Below are 25,600 nucleotides of genomic sequence, written 5' to 3'. Positions count from 1 at the left end.
GCGCACGGGGCGCAGGCCTACGGCGCGGGCGCCGCCTCGCGGCCGGCTCCGTCCGCGGGAGACGCGCGGTCCACGGGGCGAATCTCCCAGACGGCGTTCCACACAGTGGACCAGTAGGCATTCGTCCCCAACCGGGCGACCTCGACGGCCTCGAAGGCAGCCGCGTCGACAGGCGGAGGCCTGGTATCGACCCAGAAGAAGCGCTCGTAGGCGGGGCCGTGTTGCCGCAGGTAGGGCCCCAGTGTCTGGCGCGTCAGGAAGCCTCTCTCGGGGTAGCCATCCGCCACCACGGGGGCACGCGAGAAGGGGTGGACCCACCAGAGCTGCGGCCCCAGGAGCAGGTCCCGCTCGGTGACGTGGGCCTCCACCCACGCCGGCAGCGGGGCGATGCGCTCGCGGAGGTGGTTGAAGCCTTGCCGGGGCTGACGGACGCGCGCGTGCAGCGGCGCCCAGAGGTGTCCCGCCACCACCACCACGCCCGTGGTGACGAGCACCGGAGCTGACATCAACCGGGAACGCTCCACGAGCGACACCAACACCGCCGCCGTGACTGGCACCAACCCCACGCCCAGCGGCGCCAGCAGCCGGCCATCCAGCGTGTCCATCTGCGTGCGCGTGGCCGTCCAGAACAGGCCCGCGACATACGACACGGCCATCAGCGCCGCGGGCCGCAGCCGCTCCAGCGCCGCGTCCGGCAGGTCCTCACTCCAAGCGCCACGCGGCGCACGCATCAGCAACCACACCGTGGCCGCCACGCAGAGCACACCGAACGCGCCGAAGGACGCCTCCCCCAGCAGGGTATCCACCCCACTGAGCAGCGAGGACACGAGCCCCGCGCCACGCGGCGCCCGCGGCGGCCCCAGGGCCCGGCCGAACAACGCGACGTTCCGGACGAACCACGGCGCCACCACGAGCCCGAGCCCCGCGCCCAGCGCCAGCGCCTGCACCGCGTGCCGCCGCGGCCCCCCCGCCTCACGCGCCCGGACGAAGCGCCACCACAGGAGCCCGGGCAGGACGAACAGCGCCGCGTAGCGAGTCAGCACCGCCAGGCCCAGCAGCACCCCCACCAGGAAGGAACGGCCGACGCTGTCCGCGCCCCGGACCTCCCGCGCCAGCGCGAGCGCGAGCAACGCGACGCACAGGGGCTCGGACCACGCCGCCGCCGCCACGTGCCCGAAGGGACGGTAGAGGACGATGAGCACCGCGCACGTCCAGAGGTAGCGCGCGCCCTGCCCCTCGGGGGCCATGGAGAAGAGCGCCGCGGCGAGCACGGCGAAGCACAGCAGGTGCAGGGTGATGACCGCCGCGTCCGGCCCCAGCCACAACAGGGCGGCCCAGGCCATGGGGAACAGGGGCGGCCACAAGTCCAGCGGCCGGGGCATGGCCGTGTCCACCGCGAGCAGCGTGCCCGACAGCCCCGAGCCCGACACCAGTCCACGCGCCACGGAGAGGTAGTGCAGCGAGTCCGGCGTGTACTCGACGCCCAGGCAGAAGAGGCTGAAGGCCGCCGTGACGCCGAAGACACCAGGCCAGAAGGCCCGCGCGGGGATGCCGCCACGCTCACGGGCCGCGGAAACGTTCATGGCGTCGAAGTCTACACGCGGCGGGCGCGGCCTCAGGAAAGGGCGAAGGACAACCCCTGGGTCACCTCCCCGTCCGTCAGCAACCGCCACGCGCCCTCGGGCACGTCCAGCGTCACGCCGCCCACGGCCTCGCGGTGCAGGGTCCGCACCGGATGTCCCACCGCCGCCAGCATCCGCTTCACCTGGTGGTTGCGCCCCTCCGTCAGGGTGAGCTCCACCACGTCCTGCGCGCGCAGCCGGGCCCCCGCGGGCCGCGTCGGGCCGTCCTCCAGCACCAGGCCCTCGCGCAATCGGCGGAGCGCCTCCTCCGGTGGCGGCCCCACCACGCCCGCCACGTAGCGCTTGGGCAGGTGCCGCTCGGGCGACGTCCCGTGCTGCACCAGGCGCTCGTCGTTGGTGAAGAGCAGCAACCCCGTGGTGTCCCGGTCCAGGCGGCCCACCGCGAGCCACTCATGGTCGCGCAGCGGAGGCGTGAGGCGCTCACGCAGACACTCGAACACGGTGCCCACGCCTTCGGCGTCCGAGCCGTGCACCACCAGCCCCGCGGGCTTGTGGAACATCAGCGCCAACACGGGCGCCTCCAGGTGCCGCACCTGCCCGTCCACCCGCACCTCCATCCCCGGACGCACCGGCGCGAAGGGCTCGCGCTCCACCCGCCCATCCAGCGTCACCCGTCCTTCTCGGATGGCCACCTCCGCCTGGGCGCGAGGCATCACTCCGGCCTTCCCCAGCGCCCTCGCCAACCAATCCGACCTGCCAGAGGGCTGCACGTCCTCCGGCCCCCTCCGCCGTGCCGCTTCCAGCCACCTCGGGGTCCGCTGCTTGCGCGTCATCCGCCCACGTCCTCTCTCATTCCGCCCACCATCGCCCGCGCCCTCCACCGCCCACCTTGCCTGCGTACCAGGCTCCGTTCAGGCCAGCCACGCAGCATGTCTACCTTCTGATGCGAAGACACGCGGGGACGATGAACCGTGAAGTCCCCGCGACAGTTTCCCCCTCGGGACATGAAGGAGTCAGCATGGGAAGCGTCATCGACGGCAGCATCCAAGGCAACGGGCACGGGCAGCGCTCGGAAGGAGGCTCCCGCTTCGCCCGTGATGAAGCCGGTACGTCCAGGCTCGGGCAGGCCGGCAAGGAGCAGGCGAAGCAACTGGGCAGCGCCGCGAAGGAGCGCGTCTACCACCAGGTGGAGAGCCGCCGGGGCGACGTGGCCAAGGGATTGCGGGGGCTCGTCTCCACGCTGGAGGGCATCTCGGACAAGGACGAGGCGAAAATGGCCCGGCCGCTGCTCGGCCGCGCGACGGGACTGCTCCGCCGCACGTCTGAACGGCTGGAGAGTGAAACCACCGAAGAGCTGCTCGCGGATGCCCAGACACAGGTCCGCGAGCGGCCCGGGCTCTTCATCGCGGGGTGCGTGGCGGCGGGCTTCGTTCTCGGTCGGCTCATCAAGGCGTGAGGGGAGTGCCACGAATGGAACCCACGATTCCCCATCGAGACGGAGACGGCTTCGGAGCGCTCTTCTCCGAGTTCACCGAGCAGGCACGCCGCCTGGTTCGCGCCGAGGTGTCCCTGGCGCGCACCGAACTGCGGACGGAGGCAAAAAAGGCCTCGGCCGGAGCAGGCCTGCTGGCAGGCGGCGGCGTGGTGCTGCTCCTGGGGGCCATCACCTTTGTCGCCTTCCTGGTGGCGGTGCTGGCCCTGGCCCTGCCCCTCTGGGCGTCCGCCCTCATCGTCGCGGCGGTGCTGCTCGCGGTGGGCGGCGCCATTGCCTGGAGCGGACTCCAGCGGATGAAGCAGGTCCACCGGCCTGAACGAACGATTCAAACCCTCAAGGAGGATGGGCAATGGGCGAGCAAGACCGCGCACTCCATGAAATCTCAGATGCACGGGCACGCATGAGCGCGCTCGCGGGCGAGCTGGCCCGGAAGGCGGAACCCGACCGGTTGAAGGCGCTCGCGAGCGAGAAGGCGTCGGCGCTGAAGGAACGTGCCCGCGAGACCGCCACGCACAAGGCCACCGAGCTCAAGCAGCACGCGAAGGAGGCCGCCGTGGAGAAAGCCACGGAACTCAAGACGCAGGCCAGGGAGGCAGTGATGCACAAGAGCATGGAATTGAAGGAGCGGGCCGACTCGCCCAAGGGCTGGAGCCTGCTCGGCGCCCTCATGGGGGCGGGCGTTGGCTCGGCGCTGATGCGCAAGGCCTTCACCACACGCGCGGCGCACCACGACAGCGAGCTCGCATCGGAGAGAGACGAACGGTGGCGCCACGACGGCCCGCGCGCCGGCCGAGACGCCCTGCGCTACACCGAGGAGTCGGACAGCGAAGGCACGCTCTCCGACATGAAGAGCAGCGCCAGCGGCAAGGCGCATGAGGTGAGCGACAAGGCGCATGAGGTGAAGGACAAGGCGCTCGACAAAGCCACCGCGCTTCGGGAGCGGACCGCGGGCGCCGTGCACAAGGCCCGGGAGCGGGCGTCACATGCGCGGGAGCGGGTTCCCTCGCGCGAAGCCATCCAGCATCGGGCCTCAGACTGGTTCACCCGCACGGTGGATGAGCAACCCCTGCTCCTGGCCGTGAGTGGCATCACCCTGGGCATGCTGGCGTCCGCCCTGCTGCCGGTGACAGGAAAAGAGCGCAAGCTCATCGAGCCCGCGAAGCGCCGCGCACAGGAAGGTGTCTCTCAGCTCGGTGGACAGCTCCAGGAGAAGCTCCAGGGAGAGGCCCCGCAAGCGGCCGACGACACAGGGAGCTCGCAGCAGGCAGCCTCCCCTTCCTCCAGCGTCAGCGCGAGCAACGTCGAAACCACCGGCTTGGGGGACTCAGGGAAAACACGCTGATGGGCGGAGCTCCCAGGAGCGGGCGGACCTGAACCCGCGACACGGCAGGCGGGCGGCTCCCCGGGAGCAAGGGGTGTGGCCCGCTGCCGTTTGACTCGGCCTGGAGCCTCTGCCATGTGCGCCGCCGTGGCCGTCCCTCCCGAACTCCTCACCGCCGCCAGTCATCCCCCGCCGCCGGGCTCCGCCGTCGCCTTCACCCTCCGCCTGGGGGAGGCGCTGCACCGCTACGGCACGCCCGCGCATCGCCTGGAGCTGCTGATGCAGCGGGTGTCGGAGCGCTTCGGACTGGAGGGGCGCTTCTTCTCCACACCCACGTCCATCTTCTCGTCCTTCGGGCCGCCGGAGGCCCTGCGCACCTCGCTCGTCCGCGTGGAGCCGGGCGACATGGACCTGGAGCGGCTGACGCTGCTGGACACGCTGGCGGACGAGGTCATCCACGGTCAGGTGCCCCCAGCCGAGGGAGCCCACCGCGTGGACGCCATCCTCGCGCAGCCCGAGCGCTTCGGCCCCGCGCTCCAGCTCCTCTGCTGGACGCTCGCGGGCGGCGCCGCGGGGCGGCTGTTCGGCGGTGGCCTCAAGGAGATGGCGGTGGCGGCGCTCAGCAGCCTGCTCATCGGCACATTGGGCGTGCTGACCCGGAAGCAGCCCACCACGGCCCGGGTGCTGGAGCCGGTGGCGGCCATCCTGTCCTCCGCCGTCGCCGCGCTGGCCGCGAGCCTGATGGGGCCGCTGTCCGCGCAGGTGGCCACCCTGGCGGGCCTCATCGTCCTGCTCCCCGGCCTCTCCCTGACGGTGGCCATCAACGAGCTGGCCACTCGCAACCTCATCTCCGGCACCTCCCGGCTCACGGCGGCGGCGCTCGTCTTCCTCCAGTTGGGCTTCGGCGTGGCCCTGGGCAGTCGGTTGTCGGTGGTGCTGCCCGCGCCGCCCGTGGCGCCGCTGCCACCCGCGCTGCCGGACTGGACGCAGCTGCCCATGCTGCTGGTGGCCATCTTCGCGGTGTGCGTGCTCTTCCGCGCGCGCCCCAGGGACTGGGGCTGGATTGCCGGAGCCTGCACCTTCGCCTTCGCGGGGGCCCGACTGGGCTCGCTGCTGCTGGGGGCGCAGCTGGGTGCCTTCGTCGGCGCGCTGCTGCTGGCCATGGGCAGCAACGCGCTGGCCCGGCTGCGCGGCAAGCCCTCCATCACCACGCTGGTGCCCGGGCTCATGCTGCTGGTGCCTGGCAGCGTCGGCTTCCGCAGCCTGTCGTCCCTGCTGGAGCGGGACGTGGTCGCCGGCGTGGACACGGCCTTCTCCATGCTGATGGTGGCCGTGGCGTTGGTGGCGGGACTGCTGTCCGCCAATGCCCTGGTCCCCACGCGCAAGGTGCTCTGACTCAGCCCAGGCGCGTGAGGTACACCGCCACCAGCGTCAGCAGGAAGTAGTGCACCAGCCCGCCCGCGCCGGCGTAGTCCTTCGCCAGCCGCTGGCCGAAGAAGAGCGCCACCAACGACACCGCGGAGAGCAGCGCGCCCCAGAAGGCCAGCGTCGCGCTGCCCGTGGCCACCAGCGACACCAGCCCCGCGGCGCTGAGCGCGCCCGCCGCCAGCTCCAGCACGGTGACGGTGGCCAGCATCAGCGGCACCACGCCGCGCAACGGGCTCTTGGAGAAGTGGCCCGTGAGCCAGCCCAGGTTGCCCTTCCAGTCGATGACCTTGTCGAGGCCGGACTGGAGGAAGAGGATGGCCAGGAACACGGCGCAGAGCGCCTGGAGCAGCCAGACAGTGAACTGAGTGGATTCGAAGGGCGGCATGGCGCGGCCACTCTAGCCGCCTTGGGGCCGGGCCCAAGCCTTCTTGCAAGGACAGCAGGCAGCCAGACAAAAGCGCCTCCCGTGCCTGCCCTTCCGCGAAGGCAGCCCTACCTTGGCGGGTATGGCAACCGAGCAGACCGCCCAACGGGTGTTCACCGGGCTCATCATCCTGTCCATCATCCTGCTGGCCCTGGTCGTCCGCCCGTTCGCCAAGGCCTTCTTCCTGGCGGCGGTGCTCGCGGGAACCTTCTACGGCCTCTATTCGCGGCTGAGCCGGAAGCTGCGCGGACACAACAACGTGGCGGCGGGGGTCATCGTCTCGGGGGTCATCCTGGCCCTGCTGCTCCCCCTGGGAGGCCTGACGGCCTTCGTCGTCACCGAGGTGTCGGACGGCGTGAAGTTCGTCTCCGACACGGTGCAGCGGGAAGGGATGGAAGGGCTGATTGACAAGATTCCCGGCCCGGTGCGTGGTCCGGTGGAGCGGCTGCTGGAGCGCATCCCCCTGGAGGAGGCCCAGCTCGACGAGACGCTGCAGCAGCAGGTGAGCACCCAGGGCGGAACGGCGGCGCGGGCCGTCACGGGGGCGGTGGCGGCGACGGGCTCCATCGCGTTCCAGACGGTGATGATGCTCATCGCCCTCTTCTTCCTGCTGACGGAGGGCGCGCGGCTGGTGAAGTGGGTGGAGAGCGTCTCGCCGCTGCGGCGCGGCCAGACGGGGGAAATCCTGCGGGAGTTCCGCAGCGTCTCCGTGGCGGTGCTCGTCTCGTCGGTAGCCACCGCGGGCGTGCAGGCGGCGGCGGCGCTCGTCGGCTTCCTCATCGCCCGCGTCCCCGCGGCGCTCTTCTTCGCGGGCGTGGCCTTCTTCCTGGCGCTCATCCCCGCGGTGGGCGCGGCCATCGTGGTGTTGGCCGCCGCGGCGCTGATGTTCTTCAGCGGCCACCCGTGGGCCGCGCTGTTCCTCGCCATCTGGGGCACGGTGGTGGTGGGGCTGGTGGACAACATCGTGAAGCCGCTGCTGGCCAGGCGCGGCATGCACCAGCACGCGGCCATCGTCTTCTTCGCGCTGCTCGGCGGCCTGGCCGCGTTCGGCACGGTGGGCCTGCTGTTGGGGCCCCTCATCGTGGCCTTCTTCCTGGCCCTGCTGCGCATCTACGAGCGCGACTACGGCCGGCCCACGCCGCGCCCCGGAGACCCGGCCACGCCCGGAGACGAGGGCGGCGGGAGCCTCATCATCCGCCCGTCCGTGCTGTCGGCGGAGACGCGTGAGCGCGTGCCCTTGTCGCCTACGACGCCGGAGCGCCACTGAGGCCCCGCTGAAACAAAACGGCCCCGCTCCCCGCGCGGACGGGGAGCAGGGCCGCGACACTTCAGTTAAGGCCGCTCAGAACGCCGAGCCGTTGACGCGACGGCCCGGCGAGGACGTCAGGCTGGACAGGCTGGTGTGCAACACGAAGGTCGCCGCGGTGCCCAGGTCCGGGCTGCGGTTGGCGGACACGCCATCCGTGCCACTCACGCCGGAGGACAACACCGCGGACTCCACCACCGTGCCAGTGGCCGTCTTCACGGTGACGGTGTCGCCGCTGTTGGACAGGCCCAGGGTGCCCGTGGAGGCGGACACGGCGTTGGGCGTCCCGGCCGGGATGCCCGCCGCGCCGCCGAACACCACGATGACGCCGCCCGCCGCCAGCGACGTGCCGGTGGGGAAGGTGTGGCGCACGCTGGCCGCGTCGGACACCGTCCACCCGCTCAGGTTCACCGCCCCGGTGCCCGTGTTCACCAGCTCCACGAACTCGCCCACGACGTTCGAGCCCGGCTCGTTGACCATCACCTCATTGATGAGGACCTTGCCCGTGCCACCCGACGGAGCCGTGGTGAGGGTGAAGGCCGCGTCGCTGGTGTCGCTGACGCTGGCGTCGGCCGCGTCGCTGATGCGCACGCGCGCGGTGGTGGTGGCGCTGGACGGCACCGTCCAGGCGTAGCTGCCCGCGGCGGCGTCCGTGTTGGCGGCCAGGGTGCTCCAGGTGCTGCCATTGAGCGTGTACTCCAGCTTCACGTTCGCGACGCCGGTCGACGTCCAGGTGATGTCGCGCACGCTCCCGCCCGCCCAGCTCTCACCGCCGTTGGGCGACGTCACCGTGACGGAGGCGTCATCACCGGTGGCGCCGTCCCCCGGGATGAGGAAGTCCTTGATGACGGCCATGTGCTGCATGCCGGAGGCGGCGCTGTCGCCGTAGAGCGCGGGGGAGATGGCGCTCAGCGGCGTGTACACGCGCGTGTCCACCACCAGCCCGTTGGCGAAGCTGCTGCCGCCGATGACGACGGACGTCTGGTGCGCGAACAAGTCACTGTCCACCAGCACATGGTCATACGGCCGGTTGCGGCCCGCGTTGGTGTTGCCGTTGCCGTTCTTGTCCACCGGATGGGGGCCCGCGGTGCGCACCACCTGGGACAGCGTGCTGAAGGCGGACTCGTTGCGGCTGCCGGTGTTCAAGTCTCCGCCAATCACGAGGTAGTCCCCATCGGGGATGTTGGCCCGGATGCGGCTGACCAGGCTGCTGGCCTCCGAGTTGCGATTGCCGCTGCTCGTGGTGAGGAAGTGCACGCTCACCGCCCAGAGGTCCTTCGGGCCCGGCACGTCGATGCGCGCCCAGGCGAAGTCGCGGTTGGAGACGTACGGGTCATCCCACTCGCCCGAGGCGATGATGGGGTAGCGGCTGATGATGCCGTTGGGAATCTGCGCCCCACCCTCGCGGTAGTAGTGGAACTGCGTGCCGAAGGCCGTGTCCACGAAGCTGCGGAGGTCCGCCGCGGTGTTCGACCTGTAGTTGAACTCCTGAATCATCACCACGTCGGCGTCCGTGCCCTGGAAGATGCGGATGCCGTGGCCCAGGTCGTAGTCCTGCCCGTTGCCGCTGGACGTGTTGGCCGCCAGCAGGCGAAGGCGGACCTCGCCCAGCGCGTCCTGCCGCTGCCCGACTTCCGCGCCGTCGAGCCCCACGGGCTCCAGCGACGCGTCCTCGCCACCACACGCCGCGAGCACCGCCAGCAACAGCGCCGCGGCATGGCGACGCCAGTTCAACCACACCGAGCTTGTTGGAATTGCGTTGTCACGCACGATGTCCAGTCCTTCCCCTGGCAAGGGGTTGTTGAGAGGCCGATTGAGACATCCACACGATACCCGCTTCACGGGGAATGCGATGCTCACCCATCTCCTTTATCAGGGAGGGACCCACACGCGTTGCGTGAAACATTCGTGAAACCACCCGAGCCGGGCGCTACAGCGCCGCGGCGGCGGACAGGGCGACGGCGAGATACCGAAGGCCCTTGCCGAGCGTGACGAAGAAGACGAAGGGCAGCGGGCGCACCCCCAGCATGCCGCCGGCGATGACGAAGGCGTCACCCACCACGGGGAGCCAGGACATGATGAGCGCGGGCGCGCCCCACCTCCGCGTCCAGGCCTCCACGCGCTGCATGCGCGGCCCCTCCTTCTCACGGCGCCGGGCGTACCAGCGCCCCAGGGCGCCTCCGCCACCGCCCGCCACCCACCGACCCAGCCCGTAGAGCGACAGCGCGCCCAGCACGTTGCCCGCGGTGGCCACCCCGATGGCGGTGACGGGCGCCGTCCCGCCGTAGACGAGCGCGGCCAGCAGCGCCTCCGACGGCACCGGCACCACGGAGCCCGCGAGCATCGCGACGAGGAACAGCCCCGGGAGGCCCCAGGTGGCGAGTACGGACGGGTCGGGCATCAACGATTCGGAGGTGAGCGCCCCCAGCCTGCCATGCCGCCCGCCGCGGCGCACGCGCCCAGACGCCCCGTGCGCAAGGTCTGCGCCCCACCCCACCCGAGCGCAGGCGTTGCGCCCCGTCCCTGCCCGCGGACACGTGCCCCGGGGGAGAGAGGGCACCGGCGCGGCGCTTGCTATGGGGAGAGGCATACACCCCAGAGCGGGAAGGAACGCCGCGCCCATGAGCAGCACCGTCGCCCCAACCCCGAGCCCAAGCCAGAGCTCCGACCTGCGCCTCGCGCCGGTGGAGATTGCCCCCGAGACGTTCTGGGTGGGCAAGCGCGAGCCCGGCAACATCTTCTACGCCAACCCCTACCTGCTGCGCTTCCGCGGCACGGACAAGAAGACGCAGCGGCCCACGGAGTTCAACCTCCTCATCGACCCGGGCTCGAGCAGCGACTTCTCCACCATCCACACCAAGGTGACGTCCCTCATCGGTGGCATGGACCGGCTGTCGGCCATGTTCATCAACCACCAGGACCCGGACGTGGGCTCGTCGGCGAGCATCATCTCCGCGCGCTACGCGCCCCGGGCCGGGCTGCTGTGCTCGGAGGACACCTGGCGGCTCATCGTCCACCAGAACCTGCCGCGCCACCGCTTCATCCCCACGGAGAAGTTCGCGCAGGGCCTCAGCGTGCCCACCGGCCACCGGCTGCTGCCGGTGCCCTCGCCCTTCTGCCACTTCCGCGGCGCCGTCATGCTCTATGACCCGCAGACGCGCGTGCTCTTCACCGGAGACCTCTTCGGCGGGCTCACGGACTCCAACGCCAAGGGCATCTGGGCGGACGAGTCCGACTGGGCGGGCATCCGCGCCTTCCATCAAATCTACATGCCGGTGAACGCGGCGCTTCAACGCACGGTGGCGACCATCCGCAAGCTGGAGCCGGGCGTGGAGATGATCGCGCCGCAGCACGGCCGCATCATCCGGGGGCCGCTGGTGCAGCAGTTCCTGGACCGCATGGAGAAGCTCCAGGTGGGCCTGGACATCATGGACGAGGCGCAGGACCGCACGCACCTGCAGGCCTGGAACTCCGTGTTGGACCGGGTGGTGTCGCTGGCGCGCGGCTACCTGGGCGACTCCGTGGAGGCCAAGCTGGCAGCGAGCCAGGACCTTCCGGACACGACGCAGTATGACGGCGCGCGGCTGGTGGTGAGCCGGCTGGGCAAGTGGACGGTGGAGCACGTGGTGGACCTGTTGTGCCACGGCGAGCCACCGGAGATCGCCGGCCCCATCATCGTCGAGGCCACCACCGCGGCGTCCGAGTACAACCTGCCCACGCCGCACCTGGACATCGAGGGCGTGGGGGCACCGTCCCACATCTCGCTGCTCGACCCCTGAGAGCGACGACGCGACGACGCAGCCGAGGGAGGCCGCGGTGCACTCGACCGACGACGTAGAAGGCGTGGCGTACCTGGGGGGCGCCGCGCCGGAACCACCGCCGCGGGTGACGCCGCCGCTGGCCATCGAGGAGCCGCCGCCCCGCGCGGAGACACCGCCCGAGGCGACCTTCCACCCCGTGACGCCGCCGTCGGCGCTGTCGCTCGGGGAGACGCTGCGCCCGGTGACCCCCATGTCGCCGCACGGCACGCTGCTCCAGGGCATTCCAATCCCCGAGCCCTCCAGCGTCATGCGGGGCCTGGTGCCCGGCCAGACTGTGGCCCAGCGCTACCGCGTGGAGCGCTGGCTGGGCGCCGGGGGCAGCTCCACCGTGTACGAGGCCATCGACCTCCGGCAGGACGTGCGCCTGGCGCTCAAGGTCCTCGCGGTGCCCCACGCGGATGCCGCGATGGTGGCGCGCTTCCGCCAGGAGGTGGAGCACGCCCGGGCGCTGGAGCACGTCAACATCCTGCGCGTCTTCGATGCGGGCGTGGACGGCGAGCGGCACTTCCTCACCGTGGAGCTGCTGGACGGCGTGGACTTGCGTCAGCGGCTGCTGGAGCGGCGCGCCACGTTGGCGGAGGCGCTGCGCTGGCTCACCCACACGGCGGTGGCGCTGGAGCACGCGCACGGCCGGGGCGTGCTCCACCGCGACGTGAAGCCCGCCAACCTCTTCATCACCCGCACGGGCGTGCTCAAGCTGATGGACTTCGGGCTCGCCAAGAGCACCCACGTCATGGGGACCACGGCCCAGGGCGCGGTGCTCGGCACGCCGGAGTACATGGCGCCCGAGCAGGTGACGGGCAGCCCCGCGGTGTCACCCGCCACGGACCTGTACGCGCTCGGCGTGGTGGCCTACGAGCTGTTCACCGGACAGCTTCCCTTCCGCCACCCGGAGCCCGTGCCGTTGATGTTCCTGCACGTCCAGGAGCGCCCCGTGCCGCCGCGCGCGTTGCGGCCGGGACTGCCGGAGCCCTTCGAGCGCGTCGTGCTGCGGCTCTTGGAGAAACGCCCCGAAGACCGGTACCGGACCGCGGCCGAGCTCCGCTCCGCGCTGGCGAAGCTGTGGCCTCATGCGATGAACGGTGATGCCCCGGCGGCGGCACGGGCACCGGCGCCGCTCCACGCGCGCGCCCGAGCGCCGGGGCCAGGAGGCGACGCGGGCTGAGCGGGAGGTGCCCGCCGTCACGCCCTCGATGCCGAGGACTCCGTCCTGCCTGGGGCCAGCAGCGCCAACCCGAGCGCCGCGATGGCCGTGAGTCCCGCGGCGATACCGAACTGCAAGGCGAAGCGCCCGCTGGCCAGCGCGAGCAACGCCACCGCCAGCGAGCCACCCAGCAGCCGCGTGGCGTAGAGCGCGCTGGTGACGATGCCCCGGTGGTGCCAGGGCGCGCGGGACTGCGGCCCAATCAACGACGTGCTCGCGGCGGGCCCCAGCCCCAGGCCGAGCACCGCCAGCCCCACCAGCGCGGCGGGCACGCCCCAGCCTCGCGCGGCGGCCCATGACAGCCACCCGGCCCCCAGCGCAGCCACCGCGAAGCCCACGCCCGCGCTCAAGCGCATGCCCCCGCGCACCAGCAGCTTCACCCCGAAGGTGGAGCCCACGGACCAGCCCAGGAGCATCGGCAGCAGCGCCAGTCCGGCCGCCAGCGGCGTGTGGCCGCCGTGCTCCGTCATCCACAGCGGCACCCACGCGGCCATGCTGTACAGCAGCGCGCCACCCGCCATGCCGCCCACGACGCCGCTGAGCACCGCGCGGTCTCTCAGCAACTCCACCGGGAGCAACGGAGACGCCGTCGCGCGTTGCTGCCGCACCAGCAGCCAGCCCGCGCCCACGGCGGCCAGCGCGCAGGCCCACCGCAGGCTCGCGGCGCCCGGCTCCAGCGAGAAGAGGAGCAGCGCCGCCGAGGAGCCCGCGAGCACGGGCCCCCACCGGTCCATGCGGACCTCCGGACGGCGAGGCGGGTCGCGGTACGACAGGTACAGCAGCGCCGCGGCGAACAGGCCCACCGGCACGTTCACCAGGAACACCCAGCGCCACGAGGCGTGCATCACCAGCCAGCCGCCAATGAGCGGCCCCACGACGTTGCCCGCGCCCCAGGCCCCCGTGAACAGCCCCTGCACGGCGACGCGCTCGCGCAGCGTGTAGAGGTCCGCGGTGATGGTGAGCGTGGTGGGCTGCAGCGCGCCCGCGCCCAGGCCCTGGATGACCCGGAAGGCGATGAGCTCCGGCACCGAGTCCGCCAGGCCACACAGCGCCGAGCCCACCAGGAACAACCCCATGCCAGCGAAGAAGACAGGCTTGCGGCCCAGCCGGTCCGCCAGCTTCCCGGAGATGAGCACGCCGACGGTGGAGGCGAAGAGGAAGGCGGAGAACACCCACGAGTAGAGGTGCTGGCCTCCCAGCTCCCGGGTGATGGTGGGCATGGCGCTCGTCACGACGGTGCCCTCGAACGCGCTGACCACCAGGGCCAGCAACACCGCGCCCGTCGCGGTCCGCCGCGCCACACCGGGACGCGCGCTGACCAGGGGCTCCGCTGTGACGCCGCTTCCGTCCATCCCCTCTCTGTACGCCCCAGGCCCCCATGCGGAAACCGCATCTTTCGCATAGGCTCCTTGCGGAATCCGCATGACCTCCGAACAGCTCCGAGCCTTCCTCGAAGTCGCCCGGGCGGGACGCCTGGCCACCGCCGCGCGGGGGCTGGGGCTGTCCCAGTCCGGCCTCTCCCGGCAGCTCCAATCGCTTGAAGCGGCGCTGGGCACGCGCCTGCTCGTCCGCACGCCCGGGGGCGCGGTGCTGACAGACGCCGGAGAGCGCTTCCTGCCGCACGCCCAGCGCGCCCTGGACGCCTTGACGGCGGGCACCTCGGAGTTGGAGCGGCTGTCGGGGACGCCACACGGCGTGGTGTCGCTCGGCACGCTGCATACCGTGGGAGCGTACCTGCTGCCGGACATCATCCCGGCCTTCGCGCGCCAGTTCCCGGAGGTCCGGCCGCGACTGAGCGAGGGACTGGCGCCGGCCATGGAAGAAGGCGTGGCACGCGGCGCCCTGGACCTGGCCATCCTCTCCTTGCCCGTGCGGCGCGCCGACCTGGTGGCGCAGCGGCTGTGGGAGGAGTCCCTGGTGCTCGCCGTCCCGCGGGGGCACCGGCTGACGAAGTCAGTCAAGCCCGTGACGATGGACGAGGTCGTGGAAGAGCCCTGGGTCGCCATCCCCGGCATGAGCGGCACGCGGGCCATGGAGGCCGCCTGCGAGGCGCGGGGCGTGACACCCCGCCTGGCGGTGGAGACGGACAACGCGGAGGCCATGCGCCGCATGGTGGAGCGCGGCGTGGGCGTGGCGGTGGTGCCGCAGTTGATGGCCCGAGACCACCACGCCCAGGGCTTCGACGTGGTGCCCCTGGCGCGCGCCGGGCTGAAGCGGCAGGTCGCGCTGATACACCGGGGCGAGGGCTACCTCACGGCCGCGGCGCGGGCGCTCAAGTCCTTCATCGTGGAGAGCGTGCGCGCCATGCCCGAACCCTGGGGCACGAGGAAGGCCGCTCCAGGTCCGCGGGTGCGCTAGCGTGCCGCGGCCGATGGCGCCGCCTCCACGAGGCCCGCCGAGACACGGAGACGCATCATGGCCCGGACGGACAGCTTCGTTGAGTACACGGTGGAACTGCTGGAGAAGCTGGGGCCCGTGCAGTCGCGGTCGATGTTCGGCGGCTGGGGGCTCTACTTCGGCGGACGGATGTTCGGGCTCATCGGCGACGGGCAGCTCTTCCTCAAGGTGGATGACGTCACCAGGCCGGACTTCCAGGCCGCCGGCTGCCGGCCGTTCGTCTACGAAGGCAAGGGCGCCCCGGTGGAGATGGGGTACTGGACCCCGCCCGCGGACGCCGCGGATGACGCCTACGCGCTCCTGCCCTGGGCCCGGAAGGCCGTGGACGCGGCGAACCGCGCCGCGTTGAAGAAGGCCAGGAAGGCGCCCGCGAAGAAGCGCACCTCGCGCGTCAAGCCGTCTTGATGGCCGCGGCGTCCTCCAGCCCCAGCTCGACGACGGACGCCTCGCGCATCTTGAACTTCTGCACCTTGCCCGTCACCGTCATCGGGAACGCGTCCACGAACTTCCAGTAGCGGGGAATCTTGAAGGACGCGATGCGGCCCGAGCAGAACCGCGTCAGCTCCTCGCCAGTGAGCGCCACGCCGGGCTTCGCGCGCACCCAGGCCATGACCTCCTCGCCGTACTTCTTGCTCGGCACGCCGATGACTTGCGTCTCGCTGACGCCGGGGTGCGTGTGGAGGAACTCCTCGACCTCACGCGGGGAGATGTTCTCACCGCCCCGGATGATGGTGTCCTTGATGCGGCCCACCACCTTCACGTAGCCCTCGTCGTCCATCACCGCGAGGTCACCCGTGTGCATCCACCTGGCGGCGTCCACGGCCGCGGCGGTGGCCTCGGGGTTGGCCCAGTAGCCCAGCATGACGCTGTACCCACGCGTGCACAGCTCGCCCTGCGAGCCGCGCGGCACCACCTCCCCCGTGCCCGCGTCGATGACCTTGACCTCCAGGTGCGGGTGCACGCGGCCCACGGTGGACACGCGCTTGTCCAGCGGCTCATCCAGCGCGCTCTGCGTGGACACTGGCGACGTCTCCGTCATCCCGTAGCAGATGGTCACCTCGCGCATGTGCATGCGCGACTGCACCTGCTTCATCACCTCCACCGGGCACGGCGAGCCCGCCATGACCCCGGTGCGCAGCGTCGACAAATCGAACTCACCGAAGCGCGGATGCTCCAGCTCCGCGATGAACATCGTGGGTACGCCGTACAGCGACGTGCAGCGCTCGGCCTGCACCGTCTGGAGCACCGTCAACGGGTCGAACGCCTCGGCGGGAACCACCATGGTGGCGCCGTGGCTGGTGCAGGCCAGGTTGCCAATCACCATGCCGAAGCAGTGATAGAACGGCACCGGGATGCACACCCGGTCCTCGGGGCCGTAACGCAGGGCCTCCCCGATGAAGAAGCCGTTGTTCAAGACATTGTGGTGCGACAGCGTGGCGCCCTTCGGAAAGCCTGTCGTCCCCGACGTGTATTGGATGTTGATGGCGTCATCGAACTGGAGCGACGCCTCGCGGGCGGCCAGCGCGTCCTCGGAAACCGCCTTCGCGCCATCGAGCAGCCGCTGCCAGTCGTCCTCCAGCACCAGCGCCGTCGCCAGGCCGCCGCAGCGCGGCTGGACCTCTTTCACCATGCCCCGGTAGTCCGTCTGCCGGAAGCCCCGCGCGTGGAGCAGCACCTTCGCGCCGGACTGGTTGAGGGCGTACTCCAGCTCCGAGGTGCGGTAGGCCGGGTTGATGTTGACCAGGATGGCGCCGATACGGGCCGTGGCGTACTGGACGGCCACCCATTCGAAGCGGTTGGGTGACCAGAGGCCCACCCGGTCCCCTTTCTGGACGCCCAGGGCCATCAGCCCCCGGGCCACCTGCGAGGTGAGCGCCCAGAGCTGTTGATACGTGGCCCGAAACCCCTGGGACGCCACCACCAGCGCCTCCCGGTCCCCGTGGCGCTCGACGGTGCGGCGCAGGTTCTGGCCAATCGTCTCCCCCAGCAGCGGGGTGGTGCTGGTGCCGTGAGCGTAGGAAGGGACCGGGCTTTGGGACATGGCGTCATCGTCCCGCCGAGTGGGACACGCGGCAAGCGCCGCGAACCACCGCTGTCCACCGCGCGCCAGCCAGGGCCCCCAGGGGCCAGCCCCCTCCTGGGAAGTGACAGTCGGCTCCGGAATCTGCCATTACGCCGTGCAGCCAGCCCACGCGCCGCGTTAGAAACGGGGGCTCATGGATGACTCCAACGCCAGGCTGGTCGCGGCCCTGCTGGAAGCCCGGCAGCGCCACTGCTTCCCTGCGGACGTACGGCGCGCCGCTCCCGAATTCGTAGGCCAGGTGCTGGGCCTGCTCTTCCCCCACTTCGCCGACCGCCTGGAGTGTACGGCCGCCGCCGTCCACCGCGACGTCACCACCGTGGAGGCCAGCCTCCACCGCATCCGGGACACGCTCGCGCCCCTGTACCCGGGCATCGAGCGGGACCTGCCGGCGCGCTTCATGGAGCGGCTGCCCGGGCTCTACGACTGGCTGCGCCAGGACGCGGACGCCATCTTCGAGGCGGACCCGGCCGCACGCACCGTGGACGAGGTCATCCTCACCTATCCGGGCTTCACCGCCATCGCCATCTACCGGGTGGCCAACGCGCTGCACGCCCTGGGCTTCCCGCTGCTGCCCCGCCTGCTCACCGAGTTCGCGCACCAGCGGACCGGCGTGGACATCCACCCGGGCGCCACCATCGGCCGGCGCTTCGTCATCGACCACGGCACCGGCGTCGTCATCGGCGAGACGACGCTGATTGGCGACAACGTCAAAATCTACCAGGGCGTCACCCTGGGCGCGCTCGTGGTGGAGAAGGGGCTGACGGACAAGAAGCGCCACCCCACCATCGAGGACGACGTGGTGGTGTACGCCAACGCCACCATCCTCGGCGGAGAGACGGTGGTGGGCCGGGGCAGCATCATCGCCGGCAACGCCTGGCTCACGCAGAGCATCCCGTCTCAATCCGTGGTGACCCGCCGCAGCGAAGTGCGTCAGCGCGGCGCGGACGGCTCGCTGGACGCACTCGAATTTCACATCTGACCCACCGACGAGGCCCCCCATATGAAGGTGAACAGCATCCTGGAGACCATCGGAAACACGCCGCACGTGCGCATCAACCGGCTGTTTCCGTCCCGCGTGACGGTCCACATGAAGCTCGAGCGCGCCAACCCGGGCGGCAGCATCAAGGACCGCATCGCGCTGTCCATGATTGAGGACGCGGAGAAGCGCGGCCTGCTCAAGAAGGACAGCGTCATCATCGAGCCGACCAGCGGCAACACCGGCATCGGTCTGGCCATGGTGGCGGCGGTGAAGGGCTACAAGCTGGTGCTCGTCATGCCGGAGTCCATGAGCGTCGAGCGCCGCCGGCTGATGGCCGCCTACGGCGCCACCTTCGAGCTGACCCCGCGCGCGCAGGGCATGAAGGGCGCCATCGCCCGCGCCAACGAGCTCGTCTCGCAGGTGCCCAACGCGTGGATGCCGCAGCAGTTCGAGAACGAGGCCAACATCGAGGTCCACCGTCGCACCACGGTGCAGGAAATCCTCAAGGACTTCCCGGAGGGGCTGGACTACCTCATCACCGGCGTGGGCACCGGCGGCCACATCACCGCGTGCGCCGAGGAGCTCAAGAAGGTCTGGCCGAAGCTGAAGGTCTTCGCCGTGGAGCCCACCAAGTCGCCCGTCATCAGCGGCGGCCAGCCGGGCCCGCACCCCATCCAGGGCATTGGCGCCGGCTTCATCCCGAAGAACCTGCACCAGGACGCGCTGGACGGCGCGATTCAGGTGGCCGAGGAGGACGCCTTCGAGTTCACCCGCCGCGCCGCGCGTGAGGAGGGCATCTTCGTGGGCATCTCCTCCGGCGCCGCGCTGTCCGCCGTGAATCAGAAGCTGGGTGAGATGACCGACGGCAGCCGCGTGCTCGTCTTCAACTACGACACGGGCGAGCGCTACCTCTCCATCGAGCCGCTCTTCCCGGCCCAGTAGTCCCAGGGCCCTTTAGCCGCGGTGCGTCCGCACCAGCTCCACCAGCCGGTCCATCTCCTCGGGCAGGTTGTAGAAGTGGGGTGAGAGGCGGACGCGCCCGCGGCGCACCGAGAGGGCCACGCCCCGCGCGGAGAGCCCCGCGCCGAGCGCGCGGGCCTCGCCCTCCGGAGGCAGGAAGGTGAGGATGCCCGCCCGGTGCTCCGGCGCGGGCCCCACGTCGCAGCCCAGCCCGCGCAGCCCCGCCTCCAGTTGGCCCAACAGCTCGCGGATGCGCACGGAGATGGCGTCCACGCCCACCTCGTGCAGCAGCTCCAGCGCGGCCCCCAGGGCGTAGATGCCGGTGTACGCGGCGCTGCCCTCCTCCAGCTTGCCCGCGTCCGGGCGGAGCTCGAAGTGGCTGCGGTTGAAGTTCCACGGGTCGGTGGTGCTGCGCCAGCCCACCAGCACGGGCCGCAGCCTGGGCAGGACGTCCTTGGCCACGTAGAGGAAGCCGATGCCGGAGATGCCCAGCATCCACTTGTGGCTGTCCGCGCTGAGGAAGTGGATGCGGCTCTTCTTCACGTCCACGGGGATGCAGCCCACGCTCTGGATGCCGTCCACGCAGAACAGGACGCCCGCCCGCTCACACACGGCGCCCACCGCGTCCAGGTCGGTGCGGTAGCCGGTGGCGAACTGCACGGAGGACACCGCCACCAGCCGGGTGCTCGGGGTGAGCGCGGCGGCCACGGCCTCCGGCGTGACGCCCCCTCCGGGCGTCTGGATTTCGCGCACCGTCACGCCGCGGTCCTTCAGGTGCAGCCAGGGATAGACGTTGGAGGGGTACTCCAGCGAGGAGGCGACGACGACCTCGTCGCCGGGCTTCCAGTCCAGCCCCTCGGCCACCAGGCCCAGGCCGTGGCTGGTGCTGCGCACGAAGGCCATTTCACCAGGCTCGGCGTTGATGAGGCGGGCGGCCAGGCCCCGCACCCGCTCGCAGTGGGCCTCCCAGCCGCGCTCGTGCTTGATGCCGTGGTGGACGACGTCATCCATCCACCCGCGCACGGCCTCGGCGACGCGCAGGCTGGTGGGGGCCACACCGGCGTGGTTGAGGTAGAGCTGCTCCCTCAGCACGGGGAAGAGGTCGCGGTAGGACTCGAGCGAGCGCGTCATGGTGACGGGGAGTGTAGTCACTTCTCCGCGCCGCGCCGTCCCTCGTGAAGGCCGGGTGTCCGCCATGGACAGACGGGGTGGTTTTTCCGTCTCTCGCGGGGATGCGATATGCGTCAGGGCCTGCTCGACGCGGAAGGACCCATGCGCCGCACCCTCCAGGACGCCATGAGGAACACGTTGTTCGTGGGAGCCGCCCTGCTGGCGGGCTGCGCGGGGACCGTTCATGCCCCCTACCCGCCCATCCGCGCGGACCTGTCCCCCGCCGCCCTGGAGCGAGGGGCCTCCATCTTCCACGCGAGCTGCGAGTCCTGTCACCGAGGGGGCGACGCGGAGGCGGCGTCGGGCGCGCCGCTGCGCGAGCTTCCCTCGTACATGGGGCGCTTCTACGCGGCGAACCTCACGTCACATGCCGAGGCGGGCATCGGCGCCGCAACGGATGAAGAGCTGGCGCGGGCCATCCGCTACGCCGTGAGCCGCGACGGGCGGTTGATGGTGATGCCCAGCTACGGCATGGGCGACGCGGACCTGGCGGCGGTGCTGGGCTTCATGCGCTCCGGACATCCGCTCTTCACGCCGGACTCAGTGGCCGCGCCCCCGTCGGAGTTCAGCTTCTTCGGCGGCATCGGCTTCCGCTTCATCACCGGGAACGAGCCGGTGGAGCGGCCCGCCTCGGGCATCCCCGTGCCGCCCAAGGCGGCGACCCGGGAGTACGGCCACTACATGGCGCATGACGTCTATGACTGCGCCTCGTGTCACACGGAGGGCTTCAGTCCCCGGAAGACAGAGGGCGATGACGTGTTCGCGGGGGGCATGGCGTTCGTCGACCCGGAGGGACGGAAGGTTCATTCCAGCAACATCACCTTCCACGAGACGGGGCTGGCGCACTGGACGCTGGAGGACTTCACCCGCGCGGTGCGTGACGGACTGGCGCCGGATGGCTCCGTGCTGCGCTCGCCCATGCCTCGCTTCCGGGGCATGGACGAGGTGGAGGCGCGAGCGCTCTATGACTATCTGCGCTCGGTGCCGAACAGGGAGAACGCGGTGAAGGGCGCGCGGTCACGGCTCACCGCGGCGTCGGTGCGCCCGGACTGGGTGGCGGAGGAGCAGCGCGCGGAGACACTCCCCGTCAGCGCGCCCGATGAGACGCGAGTTGGGGATGCTCCCAGGGCCGTCAACACGAGCGTGGACTCGGCGCCGTCCGCGAAACACGATGCGGCCAGCCCCGCTGCGCCCGCTCCCTCGGCGCTGGCCAGCAAGCCCGCCCCCACCCGCAAGCCACGCCCTGCGCAGCCGAAGGTGGACGCCCCCGCCCTCTTCGTGCGGTTTGGCTGCGCAAGCTGCCACGCCCCGGGCGCGCGCTATCACGACCGACTCGACAAGGTCGCCACGCGCAGCGAGGCCGACCTGGTCCGCTGGGTGCGCAACCCCGAGCAGTTCCTCCCCGGCACGCCCATGCCCACCTACGCGGAGTTGATTGACGAGAAGACCGCGCTCGCACTGGTGCGCTGGGTGAAGGCGGGCGGCCTGGCCTCGCTTCCCTCCCCCCCGCGCTGAGCCGCGCCCCCAGCGCACACGAAAAGACGCCCCGGAAATGACCGAGGAAAACCCCTGCTGGCGTATCCCGTCTGGAAGTTCTCAGCGGGCACCTCGTCGAGGCACTCGCTGGGCGCGTACCACCCCGGTGCCAACCGGCCCCAGCCCCGGGGTGGTGCGTGAGACTTCCCACCTCACCGTCGGCTGGCTCGCCAGCGTCTGCGGCTACGGGGACGGCTGCACCCGCGCCGCCGCTCGCGTACGGTGCGCCGCATGACGGAGTGCCTCCTCAACGTCGACCTGGGCGAGCTTCCCGGTGAAGACGAACAGCTCTACGCATTGGCCCATGTGGCGAACATCGCTTGCGGCGGGCATGCCGGAGATGATGGGTCCATGCGCCGAGCGCTGGCGCTGTGCGAGCGGCACGGCACGCGCGCGGGCGCGCACCCCTCCTACGAGGACCGCGAGGGCTTTGGCCGCCGCGCGCTCGACGTCACGCCGGAGCACCTCCAAGCGCAAGTGGCCGCGCAGTGCGGCCGGCTCGCGAAGCTGGCGGCGGACCGTCAGCTGCCCGTGACGTACGCCAAGCCTCACGGCGCCCTGTACCACGCGGCGAATGCCACACCGGCCCTGGCCCGCGCGGTGGTGGCGGGCGTGGTGGAGGCGCTGGGGACCGCCGTCACCTTCATTGGCCCCGGCAAGGGCGCGCTGCATGACGCGGCCCTGGCGGCGGGACTGGCCTACGCCCGCGAAGGCTTCGCGGACCGGGGCACCCGGCCCGACGGCTCGCTGATTCCCCGAGGACAGCCCGGCGCGGTGCTGACCGACCACGCCCAGGCGCGGGCCAACACCGTGCGCCTGGCCACCGGCGGCACCGTGGACACCGTCTGCGTTCATGGCGACACGCCCGGCGCGGTGGCGCTGGCGCGAGAGGTCCGCGCCACCTTGGACGCGCTCGCGCTCCGCTCCGAGCCCCTGGGCGACGGCGCCCTGCGACTGGTCCTCCCCGAGGGGCTGGAGCGACGCGCCACGCGCGAGGCGCTCTGCGCCATGCCCGGTGTCCTCGACGCCGTCATCACCGAGGAACACGCCTGCGTGTACTTCGCCCCGGAGGCCCCACCCGAGGAGCCTCGGCTCGCGCTGGCGCGGTTGCTGCGCATTCCAGCGCCGGGGGCAGGACGGCCCCTCACGACCATCTCCGTGCGCTACGACGGGCAGGACTTGCGCGCGGTGGCGGAGCGCGCGGGCCTCACCGAGGACGAGGTGGCGCGGCGTCACACGGCGCGCGAGTACACGGTGCGCTGCGTGGGATTCCTACCTGGGTTCGCGTACCTGGGCGAAGTCGACCCGAGCATCGCGGCCCCCCGGCTGGCCACGCCCCGTACGCGAGTGCCCGCCCTGGCGGTGGGAATCGCCGGTGGGCGCACGGGGGTGTATCCCTTCGCGTCGCCGGGAGGCTGGAACCTCATCGGCACCGCGCTGGACTTCACCGCCTTCACGCCCGAGCAGGGTTCGGTGCTTCAGCTCGGGGACCAGGTGCGCTTCGAGCGGGTGGACCGATGACGGGCTGGCTGGACATCACGGGCGTGGGTGCGCCCGTCACGGTGCAGGACGCGGGACGGCCCGGGAAGATGCACCACGGCGTGCCTCCGGGCGGACCGCTGGTCCCGGAGCTGCTCGCCGTGGCCAACCTCGCCGTGGGCAACGCGAGTGGAGCGGCGGCGCTGGAAGCCTTCGGCCCGTTGGAGCTGCGCGCCCGCGGCCGAAGTGTCCGCGTGTCCATGGACGGACGCACCTTCACGGTCGCGGATGGAGCGCGCCTCAACGTCCCCGCGCCCGAGTCGACGAGCGTGCGCTATGTCGCGGTGGATGGCGGGCTCGCGGTGCCGGAGGTGCTGGGAGGCCGCGGCACGCTGCTGGTCGCACGCCTGGGCGGGCACGAAGGCCGCCTGCTGCGTTCGGGAGACAGCCTGCCCCTGGGTGACGCGAACCCGCGCGCCGAGACGCGAGCGCCCGGCACGGCACTGGATGCCGCGGCGCCCATCCGCGTGACGCTCGGACCTGACAACCGCCGCTTCGAGCCAGCAACCGTGGCCACCCTGCTGTCGGGCGCCTTCACCGTATCCGCTGCCACCGACCGCGTGGGGATGCGGCTCCAGGGGCCAGCGCTCACCCATGGCGACGAAGGCACGGGCACGTCGCGCCCCATGGTTCGTGGAGCCATCCAGGTCACGCTGTCAGGAACGCCCATCGTGCTGGGCCCTGACCATCCGACGACGGGCGGCTATCCGCTCATCGCGACGGTCATTCGCGCGGATTGGGGCCGGCTGTGCGCCCGCCGCCCAGGAGCCGCTGTCCGGTTTCAGGAGGTGAGCCTCGACGAGGCACAGGCAGCGTGGCGCCAGCACGCGGAGCGCTTCGGCCTGACCGTCCGCCATTCCACATGAGCAACCGCGCGGGATGTGGCGCATTGCCGCCTCCCCCAAGTGGAACCCCACCTGAAACAGCGTGTCCAGGGATTCCTACCTCAGGGGTCCGACATGCCCTCGGGGGCAGGGCGTAAATCTTTTCCCGTTTTCCACCGATAATACGGGAATGAAGACTCCGCTCCCCAGTCCCCGTGCCCCCGAGCGCCCCACGGAGTCCGGGGAGCCCACGCATCGTCCTCGCAACGAGCTGAGGCCCCCGGCGCCCTCGTGCGGCCCAGCCGCCGAGCCCACCGGTTCAAGCCCACTCCAGGGCCCCCGCGTCGAGCCGGGGACCTACCCTTCCCCCGAGGACGTGCGGCACATCTGCGCCATGAAGGACCTGGTGGTCCGCAACCAGGCGGTGACGCAGAGCTACTCCGACCTGTCCAACGCCGTGGGTCGGCTCCTGGGCACGGAGAACGCCAACTGGTCCACCTTCGCGACCTGGGCCTCGAAACAAGCCGGCGTGAGCATCCGCGGCGAGGACATGCCCAGGTTCTTCACGGACGTGCTCAAGGGGCTCGACGGCGTCACCCGGCCGCTCTCCCAGGTCGACGACCTGCTGCGCAAGCTGGGCCTGCCCGCCCTTCCCCTGGCGGACATCGGCTCAGCCGGCAATGACGCCATCCAGAACGTCAGCCTGGCCATCTCCGAGGGCAACAAGCGGGTGTTCGAGGAGGTGGGCCAGGAGCTCTCCCGCTTCGTGGCGACCTTCCAGGCCGACACCCAGTACGACACGGCGAAAGTCGCGCAGTACCTGAGCGAGTTCCCCGCCGACAAGCCAGTGCTGGAGGAAGCCTTCGGCCACTACGCCCAGGCCATGTTCGAGACCGAGCCGAACAAGAAGGCCGAGCTGATGCTCCTGGCCAACAACAAGGTGGGGCTGCACGAGCAGCGAAGGCTCCAGCCGCAAATCGAGCAGGCGCTCAACGCCCCCATGAAGGAGACCTTCCACGGCATCCTGCGGCAGACCATCGAGGCGCAAATCAACGCGCTCCCCTTCCCCGCCAACCTCGCGGGCAAGGCGGCACTGAAGTCAGGCGTGTTGGACGCCGCGCTCGGCCCCGTGGTGGAGCGCATGGCCAGCGCGTTCCGCCGCCTCGCCACCGAGCACATGATGAAGCTGGCCGTCCCCGGAAGCGCGCTGAAGCTGGGCAATGATTTGCCGCCGCCTCCGGGCATGGAGTCCACGCTCTTCCCGCCGCACCTGCGCACCATCGAAAACCCCGAGCTGCGAAAGCTGCTGGCGGAGTTCGACAAGAGCCCGGACAGCCTCGAGGGCACCGGGGCGGAAGACTGGAGCCGCCTGGACCAGCGGATGAACTACATCATCGACCTCTTCCGCTCGCGTCAGTCAGACCCGGCCCTGTTCGACCCGCCGTTCGGCCGACGCGGCGCATAGGCTCGACGGCACGGCTGCGACGCCCAGGGACGCAACTTTTCCCAGTTTCAGCCGATACTGGAGAA

The 25,600-nt window shown here is 71.2% G+C and carries 23 protein-coding genes; 15 read left to right on the top strand and 8 right to left on the bottom strand.

What is annotated here, in order from left to right:
* Nucleotides 1–17: 17 nt before the first annotated feature.
* Both KGD87_RS34720 and KGD87_RS34715 read right to left on the bottom strand, forming a co-directional pair.
* Nucleotides 18–1,583 carry a hypothetical protein gene (locus KGD87_RS34720; RefSeq protein WP_284665199.1) on the bottom strand — a complete coding sequence of 522 codons (1,566 nt, stop codon included), beginning with the start codon at nucleotides 1,581–1,583 and terminating at the stop codon, nucleotides 18–20.
* Between the two features lie 32 nt (nucleotides 1,584–1,615).
* A complete protein-coding gene (locus KGD87_RS34715) occupies nucleotides 1,616–2,416 on the bottom strand; it encodes a pseudouridine synthase (RefSeq protein ID WP_284665198.1) in 801 nt (266 codons plus the stop codon).
* A 185-nt stretch (nucleotides 2,417–2,601) separates the two neighbouring features.
* Here KGD87_RS34715 and KGD87_RS34710 point away from each other — a divergent pair, with 185 nt between their 5' ends.
* The 4 genes from KGD87_RS34710 to KGD87_RS34695 all read left to right on the top strand — a co-directional run bounded on the left by KGD87_RS34710 (nucleotide 2,602) and on the right by KGD87_RS34695 (nucleotide 5,794).
* On the top strand, nucleotides 2,602–3,039 hold the full coding sequence (locus KGD87_RS34710) for a hypothetical protein (RefSeq protein WP_284665197.1): 438 nt from the start codon (nucleotides 2,602–2,604) through the stop codon (nucleotides 3,037–3,039).
* 14 nt (nucleotides 3,040–3,053) lie between these two features.
* Nucleotides 3,054–3,482, top strand: coding sequence for a phage holin family protein (locus KGD87_RS34705; RefSeq protein ID WP_284665196.1), 429 nt, complete (start codon nucleotides 3,054–3,056; stop codon nucleotides 3,480–3,482).
* Nucleotides 3,479–4,420 (top strand): hypothetical protein, encoded by a 942-nt coding sequence (locus KGD87_RS34700; RefSeq protein WP_284665195.1) that lies wholly within the window; start codon nucleotides 3,479–3,481, stop codon nucleotides 4,418–4,420. The genes KGD87_RS34705 and KGD87_RS34700 overlap by 4 nt, the downstream gene beginning before the upstream one ends.
* 114 nt (nucleotides 4,421–4,534) lie before the next feature.
* Entirely contained in the window at nucleotides 4,535–5,794 is a 1,260-nt protein-coding gene (locus tag KGD87_RS34695; RefSeq protein ID WP_284665194.1) for a threonine/serine exporter family protein, read from the top strand.
* 1 nt (nucleotide 5,795) lies between these two features.
* On the opposite strand, the gene KGD87_RS34690 is transcribed toward KGD87_RS34695, so the two are convergent.
* Nucleotides 5,796–6,212: a DoxX family protein gene (locus tag KGD87_RS34690; protein ID WP_163785612.1), complete on the bottom strand. Its 417-nt coding sequence runs from the start codon at nucleotides 6,210–6,212 to the stop codon at nucleotides 5,796–5,798.
* Nucleotides 6,213–6,333: 121 nt separating this feature from the next.
* Here KGD87_RS34690 and KGD87_RS34685 point away from each other — a divergent pair, with 121 nt between their 5' ends.
* Nucleotides 6,334–7,518, top strand: a complete 1,185-nt coding sequence (locus KGD87_RS34685) for an AI-2E family transporter (protein ID WP_284665193.1) — start codon at nucleotides 6,334–6,336, stop codon at nucleotides 7,516–7,518.
* 75 nt (nucleotides 7,519–7,593) lie between these two features.
* Here KGD87_RS34685 and KGD87_RS34680 read toward each other — a convergent pair whose 3' ends face one another.
* Together KGD87_RS34680 and KGD87_RS34675 are read right to left on the bottom strand one after the other, a co-directional pair.
* Nucleotides 7,594–9,327 carry a lamin tail domain-containing protein gene (locus KGD87_RS34680; RefSeq protein ID WP_284665192.1) on the bottom strand — a complete coding sequence of 578 codons (1,734 nt, stop codon included), beginning with the start codon at nucleotides 9,325–9,327 and terminating at the stop codon, nucleotides 7,594–7,596.
* Nucleotides 9,328–9,487: 160 nt separating this feature from the next.
* Complete coding sequence (locus tag KGD87_RS34675; RefSeq protein ID WP_284665191.1) at nucleotides 9,488–9,958, bottom strand: YqaA family protein; 471 nt, start codon at nucleotides 9,956–9,958, stop codon at nucleotides 9,488–9,490.
* 220 nt (nucleotides 9,959–10,178) lie between these two features.
* Between KGD87_RS34675 and KGD87_RS34670 the strand changes: the two genes are divergently transcribed.
* A complete protein-coding gene (locus tag KGD87_RS34670) occupies nucleotides 10,179–11,336 on the top strand; it encodes an oxygen-binding di-iron domain-containing protein (protein ID WP_284665190.1) in 1,158 nt (385 codons plus the stop codon).
* Between the two features lie 37 nt (nucleotides 11,337–11,373).
* Nucleotides 11,374–12,543, top strand: coding sequence for a serine/threonine-protein kinase (locus KGD87_RS34665; RefSeq protein WP_284665189.1), 1,170 nt, complete (start codon nucleotides 11,374–11,376; stop codon nucleotides 12,541–12,543).
* Nucleotides 12,544–12,560: 17 nt separating this feature from the next.
* On the opposite strand, the gene KGD87_RS34660 is transcribed toward KGD87_RS34665, so the two are convergent.
* Nucleotides 12,561–13,934 carry an MFS transporter gene (locus KGD87_RS34660; protein WP_284665188.1) on the bottom strand — a complete coding sequence of 458 codons (1,374 nt, stop codon included), beginning with the start codon at nucleotides 13,932–13,934 and terminating at the stop codon, nucleotides 12,561–12,563.
* 70 nt (nucleotides 13,935–14,004) lie between these two features.
* On the opposite strand from KGD87_RS34660, the gene KGD87_RS34655 reads away from it, so the two are divergent.
* Nucleotides 14,005–14,940, top strand: coding sequence for a LysR family transcriptional regulator (locus KGD87_RS34655; protein ID WP_284665187.1), 936 nt, complete (start codon nucleotides 14,005–14,007; stop codon nucleotides 14,938–14,940).
* Between the two features lie 57 nt (nucleotides 14,941–14,997).
* Complete coding sequence (locus KGD87_RS34650; RefSeq protein ID WP_284665186.1) at nucleotides 14,998–15,384, top strand: TfoX/Sxy family protein; 387 nt, start codon at nucleotides 14,998–15,000, stop codon at nucleotides 15,382–15,384.
* Here the strand turns inward: KGD87_RS34650 and KGD87_RS34645 are convergent.
* Nucleotides 15,371–17,020, bottom strand: coding sequence for an AMP-binding protein (locus tag KGD87_RS34645; RefSeq protein ID WP_284665185.1), 1,650 nt, complete (start codon nucleotides 17,018–17,020; stop codon nucleotides 15,371–15,373). The genes KGD87_RS34650 and KGD87_RS34645 overlap by 14 nt on opposite strands.
* 175 nt (nucleotides 17,021–17,195) lie before the next feature.
* Between KGD87_RS34645 and epsC the strand changes: the two genes are divergently transcribed.
* Nucleotides 17,196–18,041 (top strand): serine O-acetyltransferase EpsC, encoded by an 846-nt coding sequence (gene epsC / locus KGD87_RS34640; RefSeq protein WP_163785821.1) that lies wholly within the window; start codon nucleotides 17,196–17,198, stop codon nucleotides 18,039–18,041.
* Between the two features lie 21 nt (nucleotides 18,042–18,062).
* Nucleotides 18,063–18,983 carry a cysteine synthase A gene (cysK, locus tag KGD87_RS34635; RefSeq protein WP_284665184.1) on the top strand — a complete coding sequence of 307 codons (921 nt, stop codon included), beginning with the start codon at nucleotides 18,063–18,065 and terminating at the stop codon, nucleotides 18,981–18,983.
* A 12-nt stretch (nucleotides 18,984–18,995) separates the two neighbouring features.
* Here the strand turns inward: cysK and KGD87_RS34630 are convergent, their stop codons facing one another.
* On the bottom strand, nucleotides 18,996–20,132 hold the full coding sequence (locus tag KGD87_RS34630) for an aminotransferase class V-fold PLP-dependent enzyme (RefSeq protein ID WP_284668730.1): 1,137 nt from the start codon (nucleotides 20,130–20,132) through the stop codon (nucleotides 18,996–18,998).
* Between the two features lie 141 nt (nucleotides 20,133–20,273).
* Between KGD87_RS34630 and KGD87_RS34625 the strand changes: the two genes are divergently transcribed.
* From KGD87_RS34625 to KGD87_RS34610, 4 genes are all read left to right on the top strand, one after another.
* On the top strand, nucleotides 20,274–21,686 hold the full coding sequence (locus tag KGD87_RS34625; RefSeq protein ID WP_284665183.1) for a c-type cytochrome: 1,413 nt from the start codon (nucleotides 20,274–20,276) through the stop codon (nucleotides 21,684–21,686).
* Between the two features lie 252 nt (nucleotides 21,687–21,938).
* Nucleotides 21,939–23,228 carry a LamB/YcsF family protein gene (locus KGD87_RS34620; protein WP_284665182.1) on the top strand — a complete coding sequence of 430 codons (1,290 nt, stop codon included), beginning with the start codon at nucleotides 21,939–21,941 and terminating at the stop codon, nucleotides 23,226–23,228.
* A complete protein-coding gene (locus tag KGD87_RS34615; RefSeq protein WP_284665181.1) occupies nucleotides 23,225–24,112 on the top strand; it encodes a 5-oxoprolinase subunit C family protein in 888 nt (295 codons plus the stop codon). The genes KGD87_RS34620 and KGD87_RS34615 overlap by 4 nt, the downstream gene beginning before the upstream one ends.
* Nucleotides 24,113–24,260: 148 nt before the next feature.
* A complete protein-coding gene (locus tag KGD87_RS34610) occupies nucleotides 24,261–25,535 on the top strand; it encodes a hypothetical protein (RefSeq protein WP_284665180.1) in 1,275 nt (424 codons plus the stop codon).
* The last annotated feature ends 65 nt before the right edge of the window (nucleotides 25,536–25,600 follow it).

Origin of the sequence: Myxococcus sp. SDU36 (assembly GCF_030168875.1) — a bacterium.
GTDB classification, from domain to species: Bacteria; Myxococcota; Myxococcia; order Myxococcales; family Myxococcaceae; genus Myxococcus; species Myxococcus vastator.
This window is presented reverse-complemented; position numbering and strand designations above follow the sequence as displayed.

Bases quoted from the DNA above. Each gene is read 5' to 3' on its own strand.
- KGD87_RS34695 (WP_284665194.1), top strand. From the start codon at position 4,535: ATGTGCGCCGCCGTGGCCGTCCCTCCCGAACTCCTCACCGCCGCCAGT.
- KGD87_RS34615 (WP_284665181.1), top strand. From the start codon at position 23,225: ATGACGGGCTGGCTGGACATCACGGGCGTGGGTGCGCCCGTCACGGTG.
- KGD87_RS34685 (WP_284665193.1), top strand. From the start codon at position 6,334: ATGGCAACCGAGCAGACCGCCCAACGGGTGTTCACCGGGCTCATCATC.
- KGD87_RS34630 (WP_284668730.1), bottom strand. From the start codon at position 20,132: ATGACGCGCTCGCTCGAGTCCTACCGCGACCTCTTCCCCGTGCTGAGG.
- KGD87_RS34715 (WP_284665198.1), bottom strand. From the start codon at position 2,416: ATGACGCGCAAGCAGCGGACCCCGAGGTGGCTGGAAGCGGCACGGCGG.
- KGD87_RS34710 (WP_284665197.1), top strand. From the start codon at position 2,602: ATGGGAAGCGTCATCGACGGCAGCATCCAAGGCAACGGGCACGGGCAG.
- epsC (WP_163785821.1), top strand. From the start codon at position 17,196: ATGGATGACTCCAACGCCAGGCTGGTCGCGGCCCTGCTGGAAGCCCGG.
- KGD87_RS34625 (WP_284665183.1), top strand. From the start codon at position 20,274: ATGCGCCGCACCCTCCAGGACGCCATGAGGAACACGTTGTTCGTGGGA.
- cysK (WP_284665184.1), top strand. From the start codon at position 18,063: ATGAAGGTGAACAGCATCCTGGAGACCATCGGAAACACGCCGCACGTG.
- KGD87_RS34660 (WP_284665188.1), bottom strand. From the start codon at position 13,934: ATGGACGGAAGCGGCGTCACAGCGGAGCCCCTGGTCAGCGCGCGTCCC.
- KGD87_RS34690 (WP_163785612.1), bottom strand. From the start codon at position 6,212: ATGCCGCCCTTCGAATCCACTCAGTTCACTGTCTGGCTGCTCCAGGCG.
- KGD87_RS34700 (WP_284665195.1), top strand. From the start codon at position 3,479: ATGAGCGCGCTCGCGGGCGAGCTGGCCCGGAAGGCGGAACCCGACCGG.
- KGD87_RS34655 (WP_284665187.1), top strand. From the start codon at position 14,005: ATGACCTCCGAACAGCTCCGAGCCTTCCTCGAAGTCGCCCGGGCGGGA.
- KGD87_RS34610 (WP_284665180.1), top strand. From the start codon at position 24,261: ATGAAGACTCCGCTCCCCAGTCCCCGTGCCCCCGAGCGCCCCACGGAG.
- KGD87_RS34670 (WP_284665190.1), top strand. From the start codon at position 10,179: ATGAGCAGCACCGTCGCCCCAACCCCGAGCCCAAGCCAGAGCTCCGAC.
- KGD87_RS34645 (WP_284665185.1), bottom strand. From the start codon at position 17,020: ATGTCCCAAAGCCCGGTCCCTTCCTACGCTCACGGCACCAGCACCACC.
- KGD87_RS34675 (WP_284665191.1), bottom strand. From the start codon at position 9,958: ATGCCCGACCCGTCCGTACTCGCCACCTGGGGCCTCCCGGGGCTGTTC.
- KGD87_RS34705 (WP_284665196.1), top strand. From the start codon at position 3,054: ATGGAACCCACGATTCCCCATCGAGACGGAGACGGCTTCGGAGCGCTC.
- KGD87_RS34620 (WP_284665182.1), top strand. From the start codon at position 21,939: ATGACGGAGTGCCTCCTCAACGTCGACCTGGGCGAGCTTCCCGGTGAA.
- KGD87_RS34720 (WP_284665199.1), bottom strand. From the start codon at position 1,583: ATGAACGTTTCCGCGGCCCGTGAGCGTGGCGGCATCCCCGCGCGGGCC.
- KGD87_RS34650 (WP_284665186.1), top strand. From the start codon at position 14,998: ATGGCCCGGACGGACAGCTTCGTTGAGTACACGGTGGAACTGCTGGAG.